An 18,853-nucleotide genomic window follows, 5' to 3' on the forward strand; every position below is an offset into this window, starting at 1 on the left:
TGCAAAACGCGCGCCACGCTTTCAAGGGATAAGAATCGCGCAGCAGATGCGCAAAACGGCGCACCTGCTGCTCACTCGTGACAATCGGTCGCGGTTACGCCCCGTTGGTCCGGCGCGAGGCCTTCGGCGCTTCGCTCTTCAGCTTCTCCAGCGCCTCCGGCATCATCTGTCCGAACATCGAGCTCAGCATCGCGGTGGGGATGAGCCCCGCGTTGCCGCTCTCGGCGCCTTGCGTGCCGGACATCAGGAATTGCGGCACCAGCGGCTGGTTGATCTTGGTCAGCGCATCGGCAAAGCGCGAGAAGTTCTGCTCGGCGAGGCGGAATTCCGGGCCGCCATAGGCGTCGACCGAGAGCTTGGTGGACTGGGCGTTGGCAGTACCGATCGCCAGCACGCGGTCGGCCTCGCCCTGGCCCTCGAGCCGCGACTGTTCGCCCATCGCAGCCGCCGTGACCTTGATGGTCTCGGCGTCCTTCTGTGCGCGAGCGAAGGCCGCGGCGCCTTCGTTCTCCTGCACCTTGATCTGAATGAGCGACTGGGTCAGCGCCGTCTGCGCCGCGGCCGTGGCCTTGGCCTCGTTCAGCGTGCGCTCTTGCGTGGCGGCCTTCTCCTGCTCACGATAAGTCTCGATCTGCTCGCGTGCGATCTGCCGCGAGCGGAGCTGGATGAGGATGTTCTCGATGGTCTGGTCGCCCGCAGCCGCCGCGCGCGGCGTGCCGATCAGAACCTCCTGGAGCTCGAGCGAATAGCCGGTGAACTTTTCCTTCATCGCCTGCGCAGATTCCTCCTGGATCGCGGCGCGGTTCTGCAGGAGCTCGATGAGCGTCATCTTCTGCGCGATGTTCTTGAAGAAGGCGCTGACCATCGGATCGAGCGTCTGCTCGACGAGCTTCTTCACGTCGCCGAAGCGCTGGATGATCATCGGCGCCTTCTTGTAGTCGATGTGCATCACCACCGAGAGCGGCAGCGTCGGCTCGAACGCGTCCTTGGTGATCAGCGAGATCTCCGAGAGGTTCTCGTCGAGCTTCATCGCGCCGACCTCGCCACGCACCCATTTCAGGATGAAGTTGACGGTCGGGATGATCTCGATCTTGCCGGCGTAGGTGTTGAAGGCGTATTTGCCGGGCAGCAGCGGGTCCTTCCAGACGCCGCGGCTGCCGTTCGTGACGAGCTCGCCATGGCGGTACTGATCGCCGGACACGTCGCCGGTCGAAGGACCGGTGTAGAAGATCACGACGCCGACATTACCGACCGGAATGACGGTCTTCGGCACGGACTCTACGGTCGCGAACAGGCGGTTGAGATACCAGGTGCCTTCGACGATGACCTGGAGCTGACGGCCGCGATAGCCGCCGGCCTTGAGGAATTTCTCAGGCTCCTGGAAGTTGTTGTGGAACGTCTCCGGAGTTCGCAGATCGATGCCGACCTCCGGTGCAATGATTTCGCCAGGCGACAGCGACGGGCCGTCATGCACGGTGACGATGCCGACCAGATCGTGTCCGGCGGCCAGCACCACCGGCGCAAAGCCGCCGCGCTCGGTGATGGTCTGCTTCATGCCATCGAGCACGATCTGCTCCTGATCGCTCAGGGCGTGACCATAGACACGTTCGTCGGTGATGATGGCGAATTGCGTGGTGTTGATGGCGTAGGTGCCTTCACGCAGGATCTTGCGCTGCGGACCCTTCTGGCCGCCGCCCGTCAGAAACTTGCGCGCATCCTGGAAGTCGGACTTCTCAGGCGTGTCGTTGGCGCCCAGCACCTGCGAGGCGCCGAGAGCCGCGCCGTCGCGCGCGAACACATAGGCGATCTTGCCCTGGCCGACGGTCACGAGATCGGATTTGTGAATCCGATACATGAAAGGGAAGAACACGTGCAGGCCGCCGCGCAGCACCTCAGGCTCGAAGCCCGCTTCGCCGTTCAGCGCGATGAAGCCGGATTCGATCGAGCCTTTGGTGGTCCAGAGCTTCTCGACGATGCCGACCTGATTGTTCGGGATATAGCGGAAGACGTTGGACATCCGCAGCACGACCAGGAATACGATGATGCCCGCAGCCCAAAGGGCGATCGGCAGGGCGGTGTCGAAATCCATGGGATTTCTCCATTCAATGGTGTGAGGTTCGTGTGCTCATGAACGAGCCAACGGACGATGCGGCGTGCACCGTCATTCGGTTTCAGTCCGAATCGGTTGGAAAGCGCGACCGGCGCAGTTGCTAATTCAACTGATGTGTTAGTCGCATGAATGCTGCTCCGGGTTCAGGCAGCTGAATTCTCGCGCATCGATATAGGTAGGCGTTTCCGGCGTTGCAGCCGATGTTAGGTCCTGAAAATATTTAATTCCGTTCTCTTGCGTGTGACAGGCGAATATGTCTTCGCGCGCACCACGCACGGTTAATGGATTATCGCATGCGCCATTGAGAAAAATGCCGCTCAGCCCATCAAAGGCTGACGCCGCAATTCGGTGATGCGGCGATCGTCTCTGTGCCAGCCGCGCGACACCAGCGTGCAGCGCCACGCGCCCGGCTCGCCGTCGATTTCGTAAAGGTTATAGCCGCCCGGATCGTCGTGATAATCGGGCGAGCCTGAAGCGGACGGCACGCCGATCACCGGGATGCGGTGCTCCGGGCCCGGCAGCCACACCAGCGACGACTCGTGATGATGGCCGTGCAGCACCAGCTCGGCGCCGCATGCTTTGAGCGCGTCGCGCATTTTGTCGGCGTCGCGCAGCCGGCGGAAATGATGCGCGCCTTCGGTCGGCGGGTGGTGGATCAGCACCACGCGGAACGCCTTCTCGCGCCCGAGCGCCGCAAGGATATCTGCCACACGCGCGAGCTGATCGCCGTGCAGCTTGCCGGTGGCGGAGAGCGGCGCGGTCGGCAGCGAGGTCGAGAGCCCGACGATGGCGGCGGGTCCGCGGCGGCGCACGAACGGAAAATTCTCGTTGTTGTCGCCGCGCATGTAGTCGGCCCAGTGCTGCAGGGCGAGCGTTTCGGCCGAGCGCACATAGGAATCGTGATTGCCAGGAACGACAGTGACGGCATTGGCATCGCCAAGCCCGGCGAGAAAAGCGCAGGCTGGCGCGAATTCGCTGGTCAGAGACAGATTGACCAGATCGCCGGTGACCGCGATGTGGTCGGGTTTCCTGGCTTTGAGGTCGGCGACGACCCTGGCCAGCATATCGGCACGGTGGACACGCCGCCGTTTGCGCAGCCAGTTGATGTAGCCGAGCCCGCGCTTGGACAGGAGCTCGGAAGGATTGGGTCTCGGCAGTGGCGCAAGGTGGATGTCGGAGAGGTGCGCCAGAATGAACATCAAGAACTGCCGATCAGAATTCCAGCGAGAAACACGAGAGCGCCGCCGAACGCGACCTGGAACGTGGCGGAGAGGATGGGTGTATCCATGTAACGATGGCGTATCCAGGAGATTGCGGCAAGCTCGAGCACCACGACGATGATGGACACGACGGTCGCAGTCCAGAAATTCGGAATGAGATAGGGCAGGGTGTGGCCGAGACCGCCGACAGCGGTCATCAGGCCGCAGACCGAGCCGCGCAGCCACGGCGTGCCGCGGCCGGTCAGCGAGCCATCGTCGGACAGCGCCTCGGCAAAGCCCATGGAGATACCGGCGCCGACCGAAGCCGCGAGGCCCACCAGAAACGTCTCCCAGGTCTGATGGGTGGCGAAGGCCGCCGCGAACAGCGGCGCGAGCGTCGACACCGATCCGTCCATCAGGCCGGCGAGGCCGGGCTGGACGTATTGCAGGACGAACATCCGGCGCTGGGTCTCGTCCTCCTTGGCGCGGACGTCCTTGGTTAGGATGGTCTCGCCGAGCTTATGGGCCAGCGTCTCGTGTTCGGCTTCGATCTCGGCCAGCTCCGTGAGGAGTTGGCGGATCGAGGCGTCGCGCGCGTTTTCGGTGGCCCGGCGGTAGAAACGCTCCGCCTCGTATTCCATGCTCTCGGCGAACTTCCGCACCTCTTCGAGGCCGAGCGGCCGCATCAGCCAGAGCGGCTTGGAGTGCTTGATGAAGCCTTTGACGTCCTGGCGGCGGATCAGCGGCAGATAGTCGCCGAATTTCGAGCGGTACATGTCGAACAGCATGGTCCGGTGCCGGACCTCCTCGTCGGCCATCTCGTCGAACACCTTGGCGGAGGCCGGAAACGCCTCGCGCAGGCCTTCGGCGAAGCCCCGATAGATGCGGCTGTCCTCGTCCTCGCTGGAGATCGCGAGCGCAAGAATTTCCTGTTCGGAAAGGTCGGCAAAGCGTTTCACAATGTCCTCATGTCACAGCACTATTGAGCTTCTGAGCTATATTGGAATAATTCTAAAGAGAAAAGAGGCTAAGTTCCGAAGGCGCCGGGCGAGCGCTTCGTGGGCTGGGAATGTGACGATGAGTGACGGGCGGCGCTGGCGGTTCACGTTCCACCGGCTGATGCATTTCTACTGGCGCTTCTCGCGCGGGCTGACGCTCGGCGTGCGCGCGCTCGTGCTCGACGGCGACAATCGTGTGTTCCTGATCCGGCACACCTATGCGGCGGGCTGGCAGCTCCCCGGCGGCGGCGTCGAAGCCGGCGAGACGCTGCTGCAGGCTTTGGCGCGCGAACTGCACGAGGAAGGCAATATCGAGCTCACCGGACCGCCGAAGCTCCACGGCGTGTTCTTTCATCCGATCTACTCGACGCGCGACCATGTGACGATCTACGTGGTGCGCGAGTTTTGCCAGCCGTCGCCGCCGGTGCCGAACAGGGAGATCGCCGAGCATGGATTTTTTCCGATCCATGCGCTGCCGGAGAACACCACGAAGGGCACGCGGGCGCGAATCGCGGAGGTGGTGCACGGTCGGCCGATGACGGAGCGGTGGTGAGCGGCTTGGCTCAGGCTGCAGTTTCCAGCAGGCTTGAATCGCGAGCTACAACGGCGGTGTCATCGCCGGGCTTGACCCGGCGATCCATGAGCGCGTGCAGCTCAAGGCAGTCATGCCTAAGACTTCCACGATTGAACCTGGGTCATGGACCCGCGGGTCAAGCCCGCGGGTGACAGGGTGCCTGTTGCGCAGGCGTGCTTCAATTCAGGGTCAGAAGCGGCTTAACTTACAAACCTGTCGCGGTCGTGCGGCTTGCTGAAATCCAGTTCGGGGCCGAGCGGCACGATGCCGGTGGGATTCACCTTGCGCTGGCTGCCGTAGTAGTGCCGCTTGATGTGGTCGATGCTCACCGTCTCGGCCACACCCGGCGTCTGATAAAGGTCGCGCACGTAGTTCGAGAGATTCGGGTAGTCGCCGATCCGCCGCAGATTGCATTTGAAGTGGCTGTAATAGACGGCGTCGAAGCGGATCAGCGTCGGGAAAAACCGCCAATCCGCTTCGGTCAGGCGCGGACCCGCCACGTAACGCTGCCGCGACAGCCGCCGCTCCATGTCGTCGAGCGTGCCGAACACATTGCGGAACGCTTCTTCGTAGGCCGCTTGCGTGGTGGCGAAGCCCGCGCGATAGACGCCGTTGTTGACGTTCGGATAGACCGCGTCGTTCACGGCGTCGATCTCTGCGCGCCGCATCGCCGGATAATAGTCGGTGCCGTCGTTGGTGAACGCATCGAAGGCAGAGTTCAGCATCCGGATGATCTCGGACGATTCGTTGTTCACGATCGTCTTTTGCTGCTTGTCCCACAGCACCGGCACGGTGACGCGGCCGGTGAATTTCGGATCGGTCAGAAGATAGATCTCCGACAGCTTCTGCTTGCCGTTGACGGCGTCGCCGCTCGATCCCTCTGCGGTGTCGAAGGTCCAGCCGTTCTCGCCCATGTGCCAGGAGGTCACCGACATGGAAATGACGCTCTCCAGCCGCTTGATCTGGCGGAAGATGATGGTGCGATGGGCCCAGGGGCAGGCCAGCGAGACGTACAGGTGGTAGCGGCCGGCTTCGGCCGGAAAGCCGCCATTGCCCGAGGGGCCGGGGGTGCCATCGGGCGTGATCCAGTTGCGGAATTTCGTGGTCGGCCGGTTGAAGCGGCCGTCCTTGATCCGGCTGGTGTCGTAGCTGTCGTCGCGCCACACGCCCTCGACCAGAAGTCCCATCGTGCTCTCCGTCCCGTTTGCGCCAATGTAGAGACTGGCCGGGCTTTGTGACAGGCGTGGACCAACCGCCGCCCAGATGCTAAGCGCCAGGATACCAAGTGCCCCGTGTGCCGTGCCTGGGCGGCGATCCAGACGAAGACCGATGAACGATCTGTCCTACGCCATCCTGCAGGAAACGCCCGACGATGCCGAGGCGATCGAGCGCCTGAATGCGCGCACCTTCGGGCCGGGGCGGTTCGCCAAATCGGCCTATCGGCTGCGCGAGGAGGTCGCCCATATCCCCGAACTGTCATTCACGGCGCGAGTCGGCACGCTGATGGTCGGTTCGGTGAGGCTGTCGCCGATCATCGTCGGCGCCGCCACCAAGGCGCTGCTGCTCGGACCGCTCACCATCGAACCACCGTTCCGCAACCACGGCATCGGCCGCAAGCTGATCGCTCGCGCGCTGGACGAGGCCAAGCGCAAGGGCCACCGGCTTGTGGTGCTGGTCGGCGACGAGCCCTATTACAGCCGTTCCGGTTTCAAGCCCGCCGGCAAGGGCCGGATCACCATGCCGGGCCCTGCCGATCCGGCACGACTGCTCGTTGCAGAGCTCGAGCCTGGCGCTTTTGACGGCGTCTCCGGCGCGGTGCGCCCCGACTGGCCTGCGGCGTAGACCAGCCCGCGACTTGTTACCGGCCTTCTCTGGCCCAGGTCGCAGCGAGCGCGCCGACCAGAAGCAGCAACCCGAGCAGGCCCGCGAACATCGGCAGCACGCCGATGCCGCGCACGACGCTCGCGTCGCGCATTTTCAGCCCGATCCAATCCTCGCCGCGGAAGGTGTCGCCGGAGCGCAAGCCCGCGATGCGCGGCAGCGTGACATTGCCCGCGTTGTCCGTGATCCGGCGCGCGTCGCCGCCGGTGGCATTGGTGAAGGGCGCGAGCGTGTCGGTGGTCGACGTCACCTCGGCGAACTCGCGCGGATTGGCGGGGCCTACGTTGACCAGCGCGTTGAGCTTGCCATCGGTGGCGCGCCACAGGCCAAGCTCGTTGGCGCGCACCGAGGCGCGCCACAGTCCGGGCTCGCCGGCGGCGAGCTGCACGGTGCGCGTCGCGCCGGACGGCAAGGTCAGCGTCACGTCGCTGACGGTGTCGGCCATGGTCTGCCGTTCGATCAGGAGGTCGCGGCCGCGCACGATCAGGCGCAGCGCCTCTTCCTCGAGGTCCGGCTGCTTCATCAGCCAGTGCGACAACCGCCGCATCAGGTCGAGATGGGGGCCGCCGCCCTCGTAGCCGCGCGCCCACAGCCAGATGTGATCGGAGAGGAGCAAGCCGACGCGGCCTTCGCCCTCGCGCGACAGCACCAGCAGCGGCTTGTTGTCCGGACCGTCCATGATGGTGGTGCCGTTTTCCGCGCGGGTGTCGACCAGCCGGAACCAGTGGCTCCAATGCGGCGGGCTGGTCTCTGAGCCGGCAAGCCCGCGCGTCACCGGATGGCGTTTGCCGGCTTCGGTGAGCCCCGCGATGAACGGCGCCTCCACGGTCCGTCCGCTCGGCTCGGCCGGGAGGATCTGTTCAAGTGGCGTCCGCCAGATGCTGGTCGGGCTCGCATAGTCCGGGCCCGCGGCGACCAGGACGGCGCCGCCCTCCTGCACATAACGGGCGATGTTGTCGAAGTAGATGATCGGCAGCACGCCCTGGCGCGCATAGCGATCGAAGATGATCAGGTTGAATTCCTTGATCTTCTGCTGGAACAGCTCGCGGGTCGGAAATGCGATCAGCGACAATTCGTTGATCGGCGTGCCGTCCTGCTTTTCCGGCGGACGCAGAATGGTGAAGTGCACGAGGTCGACGCTGGCGTCGGACTTGAGCAGGTTGCGCCAGGTGCGCTCGCCGGCATGCGGCTCGCCCGACACCAGCAGCACGCGGAGCTTGTCGCGCACGCCGTCGATCGAGACCACGGCGCGGTTGTTGACCGTGGTCAGCTCGTTTTCGATCGGAGCGGCCTCGATCTCGACGATGTTCTGCCCGGCGTGCGGAATCTGAATCTGCGCGTTGACCGTGGTGCCCGGCGTCACGGTGCGGCGATCGAGCACCTCGCCGTCGCGGCGAATGGTGACCTCGGCGGGCGAGGGGCGCGCGCCCTGGTCCTCGACGCGATACACGATGGTCTGCGACTGGCCGACGATGCCGAAGCGCGGCGTGGTGACCAGCACCACGCGGCGGTCGCGTTCGTCGCGGCGACCGGTGATCAGCGCGTGCACCGGGGCGTTGAAGCCCAATGCTGCGACCTCGGCCGGGATGTCGTGGACGCGGCCATCGGTGAGCAGGATCGCGCCGGCGACGCGATCCGGCGGCACATCGGCGAGGGTGGCGTTGAGCGCCGAGAACAGCCGCGTGCCGTCGGTCTCGCCGTCGGCTTCGCCGGCCTCGACGAAGCGCACGTCGAGGCCGTTGATGCGGCCAAGCCGTTCGGCGAGTTGCGCGCGCGCCTCTTCGGTCTGCTTCAGCCGGTCGCCGAAGCCCTGGCTCGGACTTTTGTCGACGACGACGGCGACCACGGAGGACAGAGGATCGCGGTCTTCGCGGGTGAACGACGGATTGGCAAGCGCCAGCACCATCATGGCCAGCGCCAGCGCGCGGATCGCTGCGCCGCGGCTGCGCACGAACACCAGCAGCAGCGCCAGCACCACGGCGAGCGCGACCGCGCCCCACAGAACGTAGAGCGGAACGAGCGGCGCGAAGGTGATGCCGTAACCCACGATGCTATTGTCCCAGACGCTCGAGCAGGGCCGGTACGTGAACCTGGTCGGCCTTGTAGTTGCCGGTCAGCGTGTACATCACGATGTTGACGCCGGCGCGGAAGGCGAATTCGCGCTGCCGCGGCTCGCCCGGCACCATCGGCAGCATGGCCTGGCCGTCCGGGCGCGTCGCCCAGGCGCCTGCCATGTCGTTCGAGGTGATCAGGATCGACGACACGCCGTCGCCGGCGCGGGCCGGCCGCTTGCTCTCGTCGTCGGCGTCGTTGCCGGTCGGCAGCGCCTCGACCCAGAGCTGCCCGGAGTTGAAGCGGCCGGGGAAGTCGCGAAGCAGGAAGAACGTCTTGGTCAGCACGTGATCGCGCGACACCGGCTCGAGCTCGGGGATGTCGAGAGAGCCAAGGATGTTGCGCAGCGCCAGCATGCCGGGCGAGCGGCTGGCGCCGCCGGGGCCGGGCGGCGCCGTGATGGCGTCGCGGGTGTCGAACAGCACGGTGCCGCCGTTCTTCATGTAGGCGTCGATGCGGGCGAGCGCCGCGGGCGTGGGCTTCGGCGCGTTCGGCAGCACCGGCCAGTAGATCAGCGGGAAGAAGGCGAGCTCGTCTTTTCCGATATCGAGGCCGACCGGATCGCCGGCTTCGAGCGCGGTGCGCTGCGCGAGATAGAGCGTCAGCCCCTGCAGGCCGGACTTGCTGATGCCGTCCACTTCAGAGTCGCCGGTGATGACGTAAGCGAGCCGCGTTTCGGTGGTGGCCTTGAGCGCGAAATCGGCGTCGCCCGAACTCAGCGGCTCGGACGGCGTGCGCTGTTCTCTCGGCGGCGTGCCGGTGATAGCCCGATTGATCATCGGCCCGAGCAGATCGCCTTGCGCTTGCTGTTGTGGAGCCTGCTGCTGTTGCGCAGACGCCTGCGAGCCGAACGTCAGCGTCGCCATCAGCACGGCCGCGAGCAGCATCGCCGCGGTGGCGCCGTGCGGACGCCGCCGCAGGAGCTGGCCGATGCCGCCGGCCAGGAGGAACACCACCAGCGCATCGAGCGCCAGCAGGCCAAGTGCCGCGAGCAGCACCGGACCGCGCAAATCCTGCGGCTCGCCCACCTGGTAGGCCTCGAGCCGCGCATGCAGCGGCGCGTAGTCGATGGTCGCGAGCTTGTCGGCAGGCGCGAGCGTGTTCACGGCAAGGAGCCCCTCTGGCGGACCGTAGAATCCCGGCGGATGATCCGCTGTGGCCCGCGTCACAAAGCCGGCCGGCACCGGCCGCGTGGTGGCGGTCGGCGGTCCGAAGGCGCCGAAGCCGTCGAGGATGCGCGTCGGCGGCACCACCTCGCGTTCGGCCTTGTTCTTCTCGGATGCATCGTTGGTTGCCGTCGTGCCGGCGAGAGCCACCAGCCGGCGCAGCATATCGACGAACGAGCCCGACAGCGGCAGGTCGGACCAGCGGGTGTCGGCGGTGACATGGAACAGCACGATCATTCCTTTGCCGCGCTTGACGGCGGTGACGAGCGGCGTGCCGTCGGCAAGCGTCGCCCAGGTGCGATCGACGAGGCCGGCTTCCGGCTCGGCCAGCACCTGACGCGACACGGTCACGTCCTTCGGCACCGGCATGTTGTTGAACGGCCCCTCGCGCGAGAAGGCCGTGAGCGGCTGCGGCTGATCCCAGCTCATGCTGCCGCCGAGCGTGCGGCCGCCACGGCGAAGCTTGACCGGCACGAGATCGTCGTCGGAGGCGGCAAGCCGCGGCCCGGCGAAACGCACCAGCATGCCGCCGTCCTCGACCCAGGCGGCGAGGCGGTCATGGGACTCGCCGGTCACGTTGCCGACGTCGGCCAGCATGATCATCGGCACGCTCTGGTCGATGAAGCGCTTGATCGCCTCCACCGGCGCTGCGATGTCGGCGAGGCGGACATCGGCGAACGGATTGAGCGCGCGGGAGAGATAGTAGGTCGAAGCGAGCAGCGGTTGCGCGGTGTCAGCGGTCGAACCCGACACCACGCCGATGGTGCGGCGGCGCCAGCGCTTGTCGAGCAGCTGCACGGCGCCGGCCGAGCGTTCGGCAGGAATTTCGAGCCGCGCGATGTCGTTTCGGATTTCGACCGGCAGGTTGATCTCGGCATCGGTTTCGAGATCGCCGTCCTTGAAGCCGAAACGCGCTTCGCCGAGCGGCAGGCCCTTCAGATCGAGCGCGCGAATGAGGCCGCTCTCGCTGCCGGCCGTGGTGGCGCGCAGCACTTTCACGGTGAGGGAGCCCGCCTGATTGTCGGCCGCGGCGAGCGCGTGCGGTGTCGGCAGGCCGCCGGTGACGACCGAGACGTTGCGGCCTTCGGTGATGCGGGCAAGGCCCGCGACGAATTCCGAACCGCGGCCGAGATCAATGCCGTCCGACAGCCAGACCACCTCCATGTCGGGGGCGCCGGCCAGCAGCCGGCTGATGGCGGGCAGCGCGTCGACGCGCTCGACCGCATAGGGCTTGGGCTTGAGCTGATGGATGCGCACGCGCGCCGCGGCCGCGGGCTGAACCGAGATATCGCGGGTGGCGTCGCCGAGCGTCACCAGCGCGACACTGCGGTTGTCGGCTTCGGCGCGGCCGATGATGTCGTCAGCCGACCGCATGCGCGCGTCCCAGCTCGCCGCCGCGCTGAAGTCGTCGTCGATCAGAAGCGCGAGGGAAGACGAACTGCTGGTGCCGGCAGCCGGTGGATTCCACAACGGCCCGGCGGCGGCGAGGATCACGAGCGTCGCAAGCGCCAGCCGAAGCAGTGTCAGCCACCACGGCGTGCGCGACGGCGTGTCTTCCTTCGGCTGGATGTCGAGCAACAGCCGCGTCGGCGGAAACTCGATGCGCAGCGGCCGCGGCGGAATGAGCCGCAACAGCCACCACAGCACCGGCAAGCTCAACAGCCCCAGCAGGATCAGCGGCTGCGCGAAGCCGATCGGCAGGCCCATCATGCCGACCTCCCAAGCTGCATGCCGTGCGGCCGGCGATTGCTCATCGCCGCATCGTTGCCTTCGCCAATTCGCCCATGCAATGCGAAGAGCAGCTCGTTCGCCGGGCGGTCGGTGCGATGGATGGTGAAGCTCCAGCCGAGTCGCTTGGCCTCGGCCGCGAGCTCGGCGCGATGCTGCTTGAGACGCGTCTCGTAATCGGCGCGCCAGTTCTCGGCGCGGCCGGCGGTGATCTGCGCGCCGGTTTCAGGCTCGGTGAATTCGACGCGGCCCGAATAGGGGAAGGTTTCTTCGGCCGGGTCGACGATCTGAACCAGATGGCCCTGCGAGCCGTTCGACGACAACTGCGTCAAGGTCGCGCGGATCTCGGCGATCGGGCTCCAGAGATCGGACAGCACCACGACCTCGGACAGCATCGCCGGCGCGAAGCCCAACGGCAGGCTCGGGCGCTCGCGCGGGTCGTGGATGATCGCTTCGGCCATGCGCTCGATCACGGCGCGGCTGCCGGTCGGGCGGGTGAGGCCGGGCAGGCCGACACGCTCGCCGGCTTCCACAAGGACTTCAGCGAGCGCGAACGCGATGGTCAGCGTGCGATCGAGCTTGCTCTCGCGCGCGAGCTTCGAGACGAAGTTCATCGACGGCGAGCGGTCCGGCCAGATCCAGATGGTGTGGGCGGCCTCCCACTCCTGCTCGCGGACGTAGAGATTGTCGTCGCGCGCCGAGCGGCGCCAGTCGATGCGGCGCGCCGCTTCGCCCGGCACGTAGCGGCGGAATTGCCAGAAGTTCTCGCCGGAGCCGGAGCGGCGGCGGCCATGCAGACCGTGGATCACTGTCGCTGCGATCTTGCGCGCTTCGAGGATCAGCCGCGGCATGGAGGCCGCGAGCGTGCGGCCGGCGCCGGTCGCCAGCCGCGTCGCCCGGACTTCGTCACGCCCCGCAGTGCCTTCAGAGGCCATCGATTATCCGATGCGAGACGTGAGCTTGCGGATGATGCCGCTGATGGTCTCACCTTCCGCACGCGCCGCAAAGGTCAGCGCCATGCGGTGCTTCAGCACCGGCTCGGCCATCGAGATGACGTCGTCGATCGACGGCACCAGGCGGCCGTCGAGCAGCGCTCTCGCGCGCGCCACCAGCATCAGCGACTGCGAGGCGCGCGGGCTCGGTCCCCACGCGATCGATTGGCCGAGGTCGCCAGCGTCGGGACCCGGGCGCGCCGAGCGCACCAGGGTGAGGATTGCATTGACCACGGACTCGCCGACCGGCAGGCGGCGCACCAGGCGCTGCGCCGCGATCAATTCGTCGGCGGTCATCGCCGGCTGCGCCTTGGCCTCGTCGAGGCCGGTGGTGGCGAACACGATGCGGCGCTCGGCTTCGATATCGGGATATTCGACGTCGATCTGCATCAGGAAGCGGTCGAGCTGGGCTTCGGGCAGCGGATAGGTGCCCTCCTGCTCGATCGGGTTTTGCGTGGCGAGCACGTGGAACGGCTTCGGCATGTCGTGCCGGCTGCCGGCGACCGTGACGTGCTGCTCCTGCATGGCCTGCAGCAGCGCCGACTGGGTGCGGGGGCTGGCGCGGTTGATCTCGTCGGCCATGAGGAGTTGGCCGAAGATCGGGCCCGGGATGAAGCGGAACGCCCTGCGGCCGCCCGGAGCTTCCTCCAGCACTTCGCTGCCCAGGATGTCGGAGGGCATCAGGTCCGGCGTGAACTGGATGCGGCGGGCATCGAGGCCGAGCACGGTGCCCATGGCCTCGACGAGCTTGGTCTTGGCGAGGCCGGGAACGCCGACCAGCATGCCGTGACCGCCGCACAGGACGGTGATCAGCGCCTGCTCGACCACCTTGTCCTGGCCGAAGATCACGGCGCCAATGGCGGTCTTAGCCGCGGCGACATGCTGCGAGGTCGTCTCAGCCGCCCGGACGATCATGTCCTCGAGCTTCTCGACCCCTTCACCACCTGCTGCCGCCATTTCGAGCTCCGTGTTTTGGGTTTGGGAACGACACTGGCCGCCGCCCGCTTGTCGTAGCCTATGCACAAACAATAATCATGCCAGTGCGATACTAGCCCCGATTCCCACAGGTGCGTTCTCACATTTGAGGCAAAACCCCGCTATTTTTCTGCGGTTTCAAGCCGTTCGGACTATTTTTCCGCCCGGGCTGGGCAAGCGCCTCCGAGTGGTAGGGTAGGGTCAACAATGGCGAACGAAAGGCGATCCGACGAAAAGCGCCCCGGCACGCTGGATGGGCTTGTCAACAATGCGCGAGGTGCAACCCAAAAGGGCCCGCCGCCGGTGCATTTGTGGAATCCGCCATTCTGCGGCGACCTCGATATGCGGATCGGTTCGGATGGCACCTGGCACTACATGAAAACCCCGATCGGCCGGCCTGCGCTGGTCAAACTGTTCGCTTCCGTGCTCAAGCGCGAAGGCGACAAGTATTTCCTCGTCACGCCGGTCGAGAAGTGCGGCATCACGGTCGACGATGCGCCGTTCATGGCTGTCGAAATGCGATCGGAGCAGGGCGATGGGGGGCGCGTGCTGAACTTCCGCACCAACGTGGACGACTGGGTCGCCTGCGGCCCGGCGCACGCATTGCGTTTTGAGTCGGAACCCGATACCGGCGGTCTGAAACCGTATCTGCACGTCCGCCGCGACTTGTGGGCGAAGGTCACGCGGGCGCTGTTCTACGACCTGGTTGAACTGGGCGAGGAACGCGACGTCGATGGCGAGACGATGTTCGGTGTCGTGTCCGGCGGTGCGTTCTTCGCCATGGCTCCGGCGGAATCTTTGAGGGAATTCGGGTGATGCAGCAGGGCGTGCCGCTCGACGAGGTGAAGGCGCCGACGCACGAATTTTTCGAGCGGGCGCGGTCGCGACTCAATCGCGAGGTGCCGGTGGGGCTCACCGACTTCGATGCCGAAGTCAAAATCCGCGGCGACCTCGATCTCGAACCCGAACTCTGGATCAAGGCCGGCGTGAAGGCCACCAAGCCTGCCGCAGTCCTGGTGCCGATCGTCGCGAGGTCCGAGCCGCAGGTGCTGCTTACGCAGCGCACGCCGGAGCTGAAAAGCCATTCCGGCCAGATCGCATTTCCGGGCGGCCGGATCGAGCCGGGCGAAGGGCCGCTGGCTGCGGCCTTGCGCGAGGCGAACGAGGAAGTCGGGCTCGATTCAAAATTTGTCGAGCCGATCGGCTATCTCGATCTCTATCTGACGTTCTCCGGCTTCCGCATCCTGCCGCTGGTCGCTCATGTCGACCCGGACTATGCGATGAAGGTCAATCCCAGCGAGGTCGCCGACGCCTTCGAGGTGCCGTTGGAATTCCTGATGACGCCCGGCAATCACCAGCGCCTCAGCCGCGACTGGAACGGCATCGAGCGGCACTACTACGCCATGCCGTTTCAAGAGCGATACATTTGGGGCGTGACCGCTGGTATCCTGCGCAATCTGTACGAACGGATCTACGCCGGATGATTCGTCCCATTGCCATCGAGGTCGCGCTGTTCTTCGCGCCGTTCGCGGCTTACGCAGCGTACCTGTGGCTCACCAAGACGCCGGTGTTCGACCAGCAGCACTGGCCGATCCGCGTGCTTTCTTCGCTCGCCATCACGGCCCTTGTGCTCACCGCAGGCGCCTTCATCCTGATGGTGCATTTCGCCGGAGCGCCGGTCGGCTCGGATTACGTGCCGGCCCATATGGAGGACGGGAAGTTCGTTCCAGGGCGGTTGGGGCCGTGAGCGACACGCAGCCTTTGCTGAAAGACGCTGTCTGGCTGCGGCAGGGTGTTCTTGCGCACCTGATCGCGGTCTTGAGCGAGGGCGGCGAAGAGGCGCGCGTGGTGGGCGGCGCGGTACGCAACGCGCTGCTCGGCGAGCCGATCGGGGACATCGACATTGCCACCACGGTTTTGCCCGACGAGGTGATGCGCCGCACGGCGGCCGCGTACTTCAAGCCGGTGCCGACCGGCATCGAACATGGCACCGTGACGGTCGTGATCGACGGTCAGCCGTTCGAGGTGACGACCTTGCGCGAGGACGTCGAGACCTTCGGCCGCCACGCCACTGTTCACTTCGGCCGTGACTGGCGCAAGGACGCCGAGCGCCGCGACTTCACGATGAACGCGCTGTCGGCTTCGGGCGACGGCGCAGTGCATGACCATGTCGGCGGCATCGCCGATCTCAGAGCGCACCGCGTGCGGTTCATCGGCGATGCCGCGACCCGCATCGCCGAAGATCACCTGCGCATTCTGCGCTTCTTCCGTTTTCACGCCGCTTACGGCCATGGCCTGCCGGACCGTGACGGCCTCAAGGCCTGCATCGCGGCACGAGGAAGCCTCGATCAATTGTCACGCGAGCGGGTGCGGATGGAGATGCTCAAGCTGCTCGTCGCGCGGCACGCGGCTCCCGTGCTCGCCGTGATGGCCGAGAGCGGCCTGCTCGGTTCGATCCTCGGCGGTGTCGTCGATCTCGCAGCCTTCGAGAATCTGGCCAAGATCGAAACCGTGCTGCGCCTTGCCGCCGATCCGGTGCGCAGGCTCGGGGCGCTCGCGACGCGGGTCGCCGAAGACGCCGAGCGGCTGTGGCAGCGGCTCCGTCTGTCCAACGCCGAGCATGAGCGCATCGAATCGATGAGCGAACTCTGGTGGCGCATATCGCCCGCGAACGACAAGGCCGCGCGCGTGCTGCTCTATCGCACCGGTCCGGCGCGCTATGTCGACCGGGTGCTGATGGCCTGGGCGCATTCGCCGGCGGGCGCCAGAGACGAAGCCTGGCGGGCGTTGTCTGCGCTGCCTGCGCGCTGGACCGCGCCGGCCTTTCCGATCAAGGCAGCCGAGTTGATCGCCCGCGGTGTGCCGCACGGCCCGGCCGTGGGCATTGCGCTGCGCAAGGCCGAGGAAGCCTGGATCGAGGCGGGTTTCCCCGCCGATCAGTCCACGCTCGCGGATATTGCCGCCGCGGCAGTGCAGGCGGCCACCCAGCGCTGAGAGACGCAGACGCGCGCACAAACAAAAAGCCCCGGGGATGACCCGGGGCTTTTCGATCTCGATTGTTCGCCGATCAGTAGCGCGACGTCAGCGGGTTGCCGCCGAAGCGATAGGTGAGCGCCGAACGGAACAGGTGGTATTTGTGATCGGCCGCGATCGAGAAGCCATTGACCACATCGGTGAGCGTATCGCCGCGGCCGGCGTCAACATAGAGATACTCGGTCTTCATCGACCAGTTGGTCCACATCGCGGTTTCGATACCGCCACCGACGGTCCAGCCCGACAGTGTCTTGCTGCTCGACAGGATGCTGCTGGCGAACAAGGTGTCCTTTGTGTTGACCCACGCGCCGCCGCCCGTGGCGTAGAGCAGCGCAGGACCGGTGCTGTAGCCGATGCGGCCGCGAGCTGTCGCAATCCACGACGCCTTGGAACCCAAGGCCGAGGGGGTGCCGCTGTTGCCGCCCACGACGTTGAAGTAGTCGTTGCTCATATGGTCGATGCCGAGCCAGCTGACATCGCCTTCGACACCGAGCACCCACTTCGGCGTGACCATCCAGTTGTAGCCAATCTGTCCGCCGGCGGTGAAACCCGTGCCGTTGTTGCCGATTTCAGCCGTGCCAGCAGGATTGGATCCTCGATCGATGCCCGAGCCACTAATGCTGCTCGACGCGCCGCCGAACACGCCGCCGACAAACAGGCCGTTCCAGTTGGTCTGCGGCAATGGACCGTTCTTGCCCGCGCCGAACTGATAGTTCAGGCCGAAGCGCTGGGTGTAGAACTCGCGCTTGTCGGTGAAGATCGTGAGGCCGTTGGCCGGATTGGCGAGCGTGTCGCCGCTTTCCAGGTTGATGTAGAGAGATTCAGTCTTCGCCGACCAGCCGCCGCCCAGCATGGTCTCGACGCCGGTGCCGACCACCCAGCCGGTTTGAGTCTTGCTGCTCGAGACCTCGAAGCCGCTCACAGCGTCGCGATTGATGTCACGGACATTGGCCGCCGCGAAGCCGGCGGTGATGTAGTTGAAGTTCGGTCCGTCGGCCAAACCGGCGCGCAGGCGCGCCGTACCGAGCCAGGACGTCTTGGAATTATAGATCAGAGGGTCGTCCCAGTCGGTGGTTCGGTGACCGGTGTCGAAATAGCCAATGTCGCCTTCGGCGCCGATCACCAGCTTCTGGCCGAAGAGGCCCCAGTTGAGCTGGTAATTGTAGCCAATGGTGCCACCGCCGGTGAAGCCGTAGCCGGTGTGCTCGAGGTCGCCGAGGACATTGCCGTTTGGATCACGGCTGCGGCTCTTCGATACGCCGACGCCGACATAGGCACCGACGTAGGGGCCGGTCCAATCCCAGGCGACAATCGGCGCGGCCTTATAAACCGGCGCCTTGGTCGGAAGGTCCGCGGCGCTTGCGCCTTGCGCGGTAACGGCGGCGGCAACAGACGCGAGCAACACGTGGGAAAGCTTGGACCGCATTTCATGCCCCAGGCAGGAGGTTTAAAATATCTGCACGAACAGTACGGGCGGCGGGCCGTTTCCAGCAAGCCGAATGCCTTGAAACTTACGGGATAACGCCATTTCACAGCCGGAATTCGTGACCATGTCGCTTTCCGGCAACAACGATATCAACGGCTCGTTAAGTCGTTATTTTCACAAGAGGTTTTTAAGAAAGACTTAACCACGAAATCGCCGGTCCGGTCTGCGCAATACGTCATATGATGCACGGGCGACAAAACGGCGGTGCAATAGTACTGCCAGGGGCGTCCGGCGTGGGCTCGGCCGGCGAAGCCCGACTCGGCTCGCGGCCTGTGTATCCGGGTACTATATTGTGGGTGGTCTGGAGTCCGCGTGATGATGAGTTACAGCCGCCCGCGCGATATCGCCCGAAAACTCGCCAGCGAACGCACCCGCCGCGGCGTCAGCCGCAGCGACAGCTACCGTCGCGAAACTTTTTCGCTGCCGAGGGAAGCCGCCCGCGCCAAGGCCCGCGAGATGTTCAGCCGTTATCCCAAGGCCGCCTACATGACCGCGATCGAAAGCTGGCGCGAACTGCCCGGCGGCGCGATCGAGTTCACCATGCGGCGGCTGCCGACCGCGGATTAGCCAACCTGCGGATTGGCCCCCGGGTGGTGCGC

The 18,853-nt window shown here is 65.7% G+C and carries 16 protein-coding genes; 7 read left to right on the forward strand and 9 right to left on the reverse strand.

Features of this window, described 5'->3' with window-relative positions:
- Nucleotides 1–94 precede the first annotated feature (94 nt).
- The 3 genes from RHPLAN_RS13120 to mbfA form a co-directional block, all read right to left on the reverse strand.
- Entirely contained in the window at nt 95–2,089 is a 1,995-nt protein-coding gene (locus tag RHPLAN_RS13120) for an SPFH domain-containing protein (protein WP_068018382.1), read from the reverse strand.
- A gap of 338 nt (nt 2,090–2,427) precedes the next feature.
- Nucleotides 2,428–3,309, reverse strand: coding sequence for a metallophosphoesterase family protein (locus RHPLAN_RS13125; RefSeq protein WP_068018385.1), 882 nt, complete (start codon nt 3,307–3,309; stop codon nt 2,428–2,430).
- Nucleotides 3,309–4,268, reverse strand: coding sequence for an iron exporter MbfA (gene mbfA / locus RHPLAN_RS13130; RefSeq protein ID WP_068018390.1), 960 nt, complete (start codon nt 4,266–4,268; stop codon nt 3,309–3,311). The genes RHPLAN_RS13125 and mbfA overlap by 1 nt, the downstream gene beginning before the upstream one ends.
- Nucleotides 4,269–4,386: 118 nt before the next feature.
- Here mbfA and RHPLAN_RS13135 point away from each other — a divergent pair, with 118 nt between their 5' ends.
- On the forward strand, nt 4,387–4,860 hold the full coding sequence (locus RHPLAN_RS13135) for an NUDIX domain-containing protein (protein ID WP_068018393.1): 474 nt from the start codon (nt 4,387–4,389) through the stop codon (nt 4,858–4,860).
- Between the two features lie 221 nt (nt 4,861–5,081).
- Here the strand turns inward: RHPLAN_RS13135 and RHPLAN_RS13140 are convergent, their stop codons facing one another.
- Nucleotides 5,082–6,068, reverse strand: a complete 987-nt coding sequence (locus RHPLAN_RS13140) for a glutathione S-transferase family protein (RefSeq protein WP_068018396.1) — start codon at nt 6,066–6,068, stop codon at nt 5,082–5,084.
- Between the two features lie 142 nt (nt 6,069–6,210).
- Between RHPLAN_RS13140 and RHPLAN_RS13145 the strand changes: the two genes are divergently transcribed.
- Nucleotides 6,211–6,723, forward strand: a complete 513-nt coding sequence (locus RHPLAN_RS13145; RefSeq protein WP_068018399.1) for a GNAT family N-acetyltransferase — start codon at nt 6,211–6,213, stop codon at nt 6,721–6,723.
- 16 nt (nt 6,724–6,739) lie between these two features.
- Here the strand turns inward: RHPLAN_RS13145 and RHPLAN_RS13150 are convergent, their stop codons facing one another.
- From RHPLAN_RS13150 to RHPLAN_RS13165, 4 genes are read right to left on the reverse strand one after another with little or no spacing between them, the layout of a single operon-like run.
- Nucleotides 6,740–8,809, reverse strand: coding sequence for a hypothetical protein (locus tag RHPLAN_RS13150; protein ID WP_068018402.1), 2,070 nt, complete (start codon nt 8,807–8,809; stop codon nt 6,740–6,742).
- Between the two features lie 4 nt (nt 8,810–8,813).
- Nucleotides 8,814–11,750 carry a DUF4159 domain-containing protein gene (locus RHPLAN_RS13155; RefSeq protein ID WP_068018404.1) on the reverse strand — a complete coding sequence of 979 codons (2,937 nt, stop codon included), beginning with the start codon at nt 11,748–11,750 and terminating at the stop codon, nt 8,814–8,816.
- The gene (locus RHPLAN_RS13160) at nt 11,747–12,703 is read right to left on the reverse strand and encodes a DUF58 domain-containing protein (RefSeq protein WP_068018407.1); all 957 of its coding nucleotides are present in this window, start codon (nt 12,701–12,703) and stop codon (nt 11,747–11,749) included. Before RHPLAN_RS13160 ends, RHPLAN_RS13155 begins: the two co-directional genes overlap by 4 nt.
- A gap of 3 nt (nt 12,704–12,706) precedes the next feature.
- Nucleotides 12,707–13,717, reverse strand: coding sequence for an AAA family ATPase (locus RHPLAN_RS13165; RefSeq protein ID WP_068018409.1), 1,011 nt, complete (start codon nt 13,715–13,717; stop codon nt 12,707–12,709).
- A gap of 225 nt (nt 13,718–13,942) precedes the next feature.
- On the opposite strand from RHPLAN_RS13165, the gene RHPLAN_RS13170 reads away from it, so the two are divergent.
- From RHPLAN_RS13170 to RHPLAN_RS13185, 4 genes are read left to right on the forward strand one after another with little or no spacing between them, the layout of a single operon-like run.
- A complete protein-coding gene (locus tag RHPLAN_RS13170; RefSeq protein WP_068018412.1) occupies nt 13,943–14,551 on the forward strand; it encodes a DUF1285 domain-containing protein in 609 nt (202 codons plus the stop codon).
- Nucleotides 14,551–15,219: a CoA pyrophosphatase gene (locus tag RHPLAN_RS13175; protein WP_068018415.1), complete on the forward strand. Its 669-nt coding sequence runs from the start codon at nt 14,551–14,553 to the stop codon at nt 15,217–15,219. Before RHPLAN_RS13170 ends, RHPLAN_RS13175 begins: the two co-directional genes overlap by 1 nt.
- Nucleotides 15,216–15,482: a DUF6111 family protein gene (locus RHPLAN_RS13180; RefSeq protein WP_068018418.1), complete on the forward strand. Its 267-nt coding sequence runs from the start codon at nt 15,216–15,218 to the stop codon at nt 15,480–15,482. Before RHPLAN_RS13175 ends, RHPLAN_RS13180 begins: the two co-directional genes overlap by 4 nt.
- Entirely contained in the window at nt 15,479–16,729 is a 1,251-nt protein-coding gene (locus RHPLAN_RS13185; RefSeq protein WP_068018421.1) for a CCA tRNA nucleotidyltransferase, read from the forward strand. Before RHPLAN_RS13180 ends, RHPLAN_RS13185 begins: the two co-directional genes overlap by 4 nt.
- Nucleotides 16,730–16,802: 73 nt before the next feature.
- Here the strand turns inward: RHPLAN_RS13185 and RHPLAN_RS13190 are convergent, their stop codons facing one another.
- Nucleotides 16,803–18,194 (reverse strand): outer membrane protein, encoded by a 1,392-nt coding sequence (locus RHPLAN_RS13190; protein ID WP_068018425.1) that lies wholly within the window; start codon nt 18,192–18,194, stop codon nt 16,803–16,805.
- A gap of 378 nt (nt 18,195–18,572) precedes the next feature.
- Here RHPLAN_RS13190 and RHPLAN_RS13195 point away from each other — a divergent pair, with 378 nt between their 5' ends.
- Nucleotides 18,573–18,821, forward strand: a complete 249-nt coding sequence (locus RHPLAN_RS13195) for a hypothetical protein (protein ID WP_068031121.1) — start codon at nt 18,573–18,575, stop codon at nt 18,819–18,821.
- Nucleotides 18,822–18,853: the final 32 nt, after the last annotated feature.

The sequence above is a fragment of the Rhodoplanes sp. Z2-YC6860 genome (assembly GCF_001579845.1).
Lineage (GTDB): Bacteria > Pseudomonadota > Alphaproteobacteria > Rhizobiales > Xanthobacteraceae > Z2-YC6860.

Bases quoted from the DNA above. Each gene is read 5' to 3' on its own strand.
- RHPLAN_RS13190 (WP_068018425.1), bottom strand. From the start codon at position 18,194: ATGCGGTCCAAGCTTTCCCACGTGTTGCTCGCGTCTGTTGCCGCCGCC.
- RHPLAN_RS13145 (WP_068018399.1), top strand. From the start codon at position 6,211: ATGAACGATCTGTCCTACGCCATCCTGCAGGAAACGCCCGACGATGCC.
- RHPLAN_RS13165 (WP_068018409.1), bottom strand. From the start codon at position 13,717: ATGGCGGCAGCAGGTGGTGAAGGGGTCGAGAAGCTCGAGGACATGATC.
- RHPLAN_RS13175 (WP_068018415.1), top strand. From the start codon at position 14,551: ATGCAGCAGGGCGTGCCGCTCGACGAGGTGAAGGCGCCGACGCACGAA.
- RHPLAN_RS13155 (WP_068018404.1), bottom strand. From the start codon at position 11,750: ATGATGGGCCTGCCGATCGGCTTCGCGCAGCCGCTGATCCTGCTGGGG.
- RHPLAN_RS13180 (WP_068018418.1), top strand. From the start codon at position 15,216: ATGATTCGTCCCATTGCCATCGAGGTCGCGCTGTTCTTCGCGCCGTTC.
- RHPLAN_RS13170 (WP_068018412.1), top strand. From the start codon at position 13,943: ATGGCGAACGAAAGGCGATCCGACGAAAAGCGCCCCGGCACGCTGGAT.
- RHPLAN_RS13160 (WP_068018407.1), bottom strand. From the start codon at position 12,703: ATGGCCTCTGAAGGCACTGCGGGGCGTGACGAAGTCCGGGCGACGCGG.
- RHPLAN_RS13140 (WP_068018396.1), bottom strand. From the start codon at position 6,068: ATGGGACTTCTGGTCGAGGGCGTGTGGCGCGACGACAGCTACGACACC.
- RHPLAN_RS13195 (WP_068031121.1), top strand. From the start codon at position 18,573: ATGAGTTACAGCCGCCCGCGCGATATCGCCCGAAAACTCGCCAGCGAA.
- RHPLAN_RS13125 (WP_068018385.1), bottom strand. From the start codon at position 3,309: ATGTTCATTCTGGCGCACCTCTCCGACATCCACCTTGCGCCACTGCCG.
- RHPLAN_RS13120 (WP_068018382.1), bottom strand. From the start codon at position 2,089: ATGGATTTCGACACCGCCCTGCCGATCGCCCTTTGGGCTGCGGGCATC.
- RHPLAN_RS13135 (WP_068018393.1), top strand. From the start codon at position 4,387: ATGAGTGACGGGCGGCGCTGGCGGTTCACGTTCCACCGGCTGATGCAT.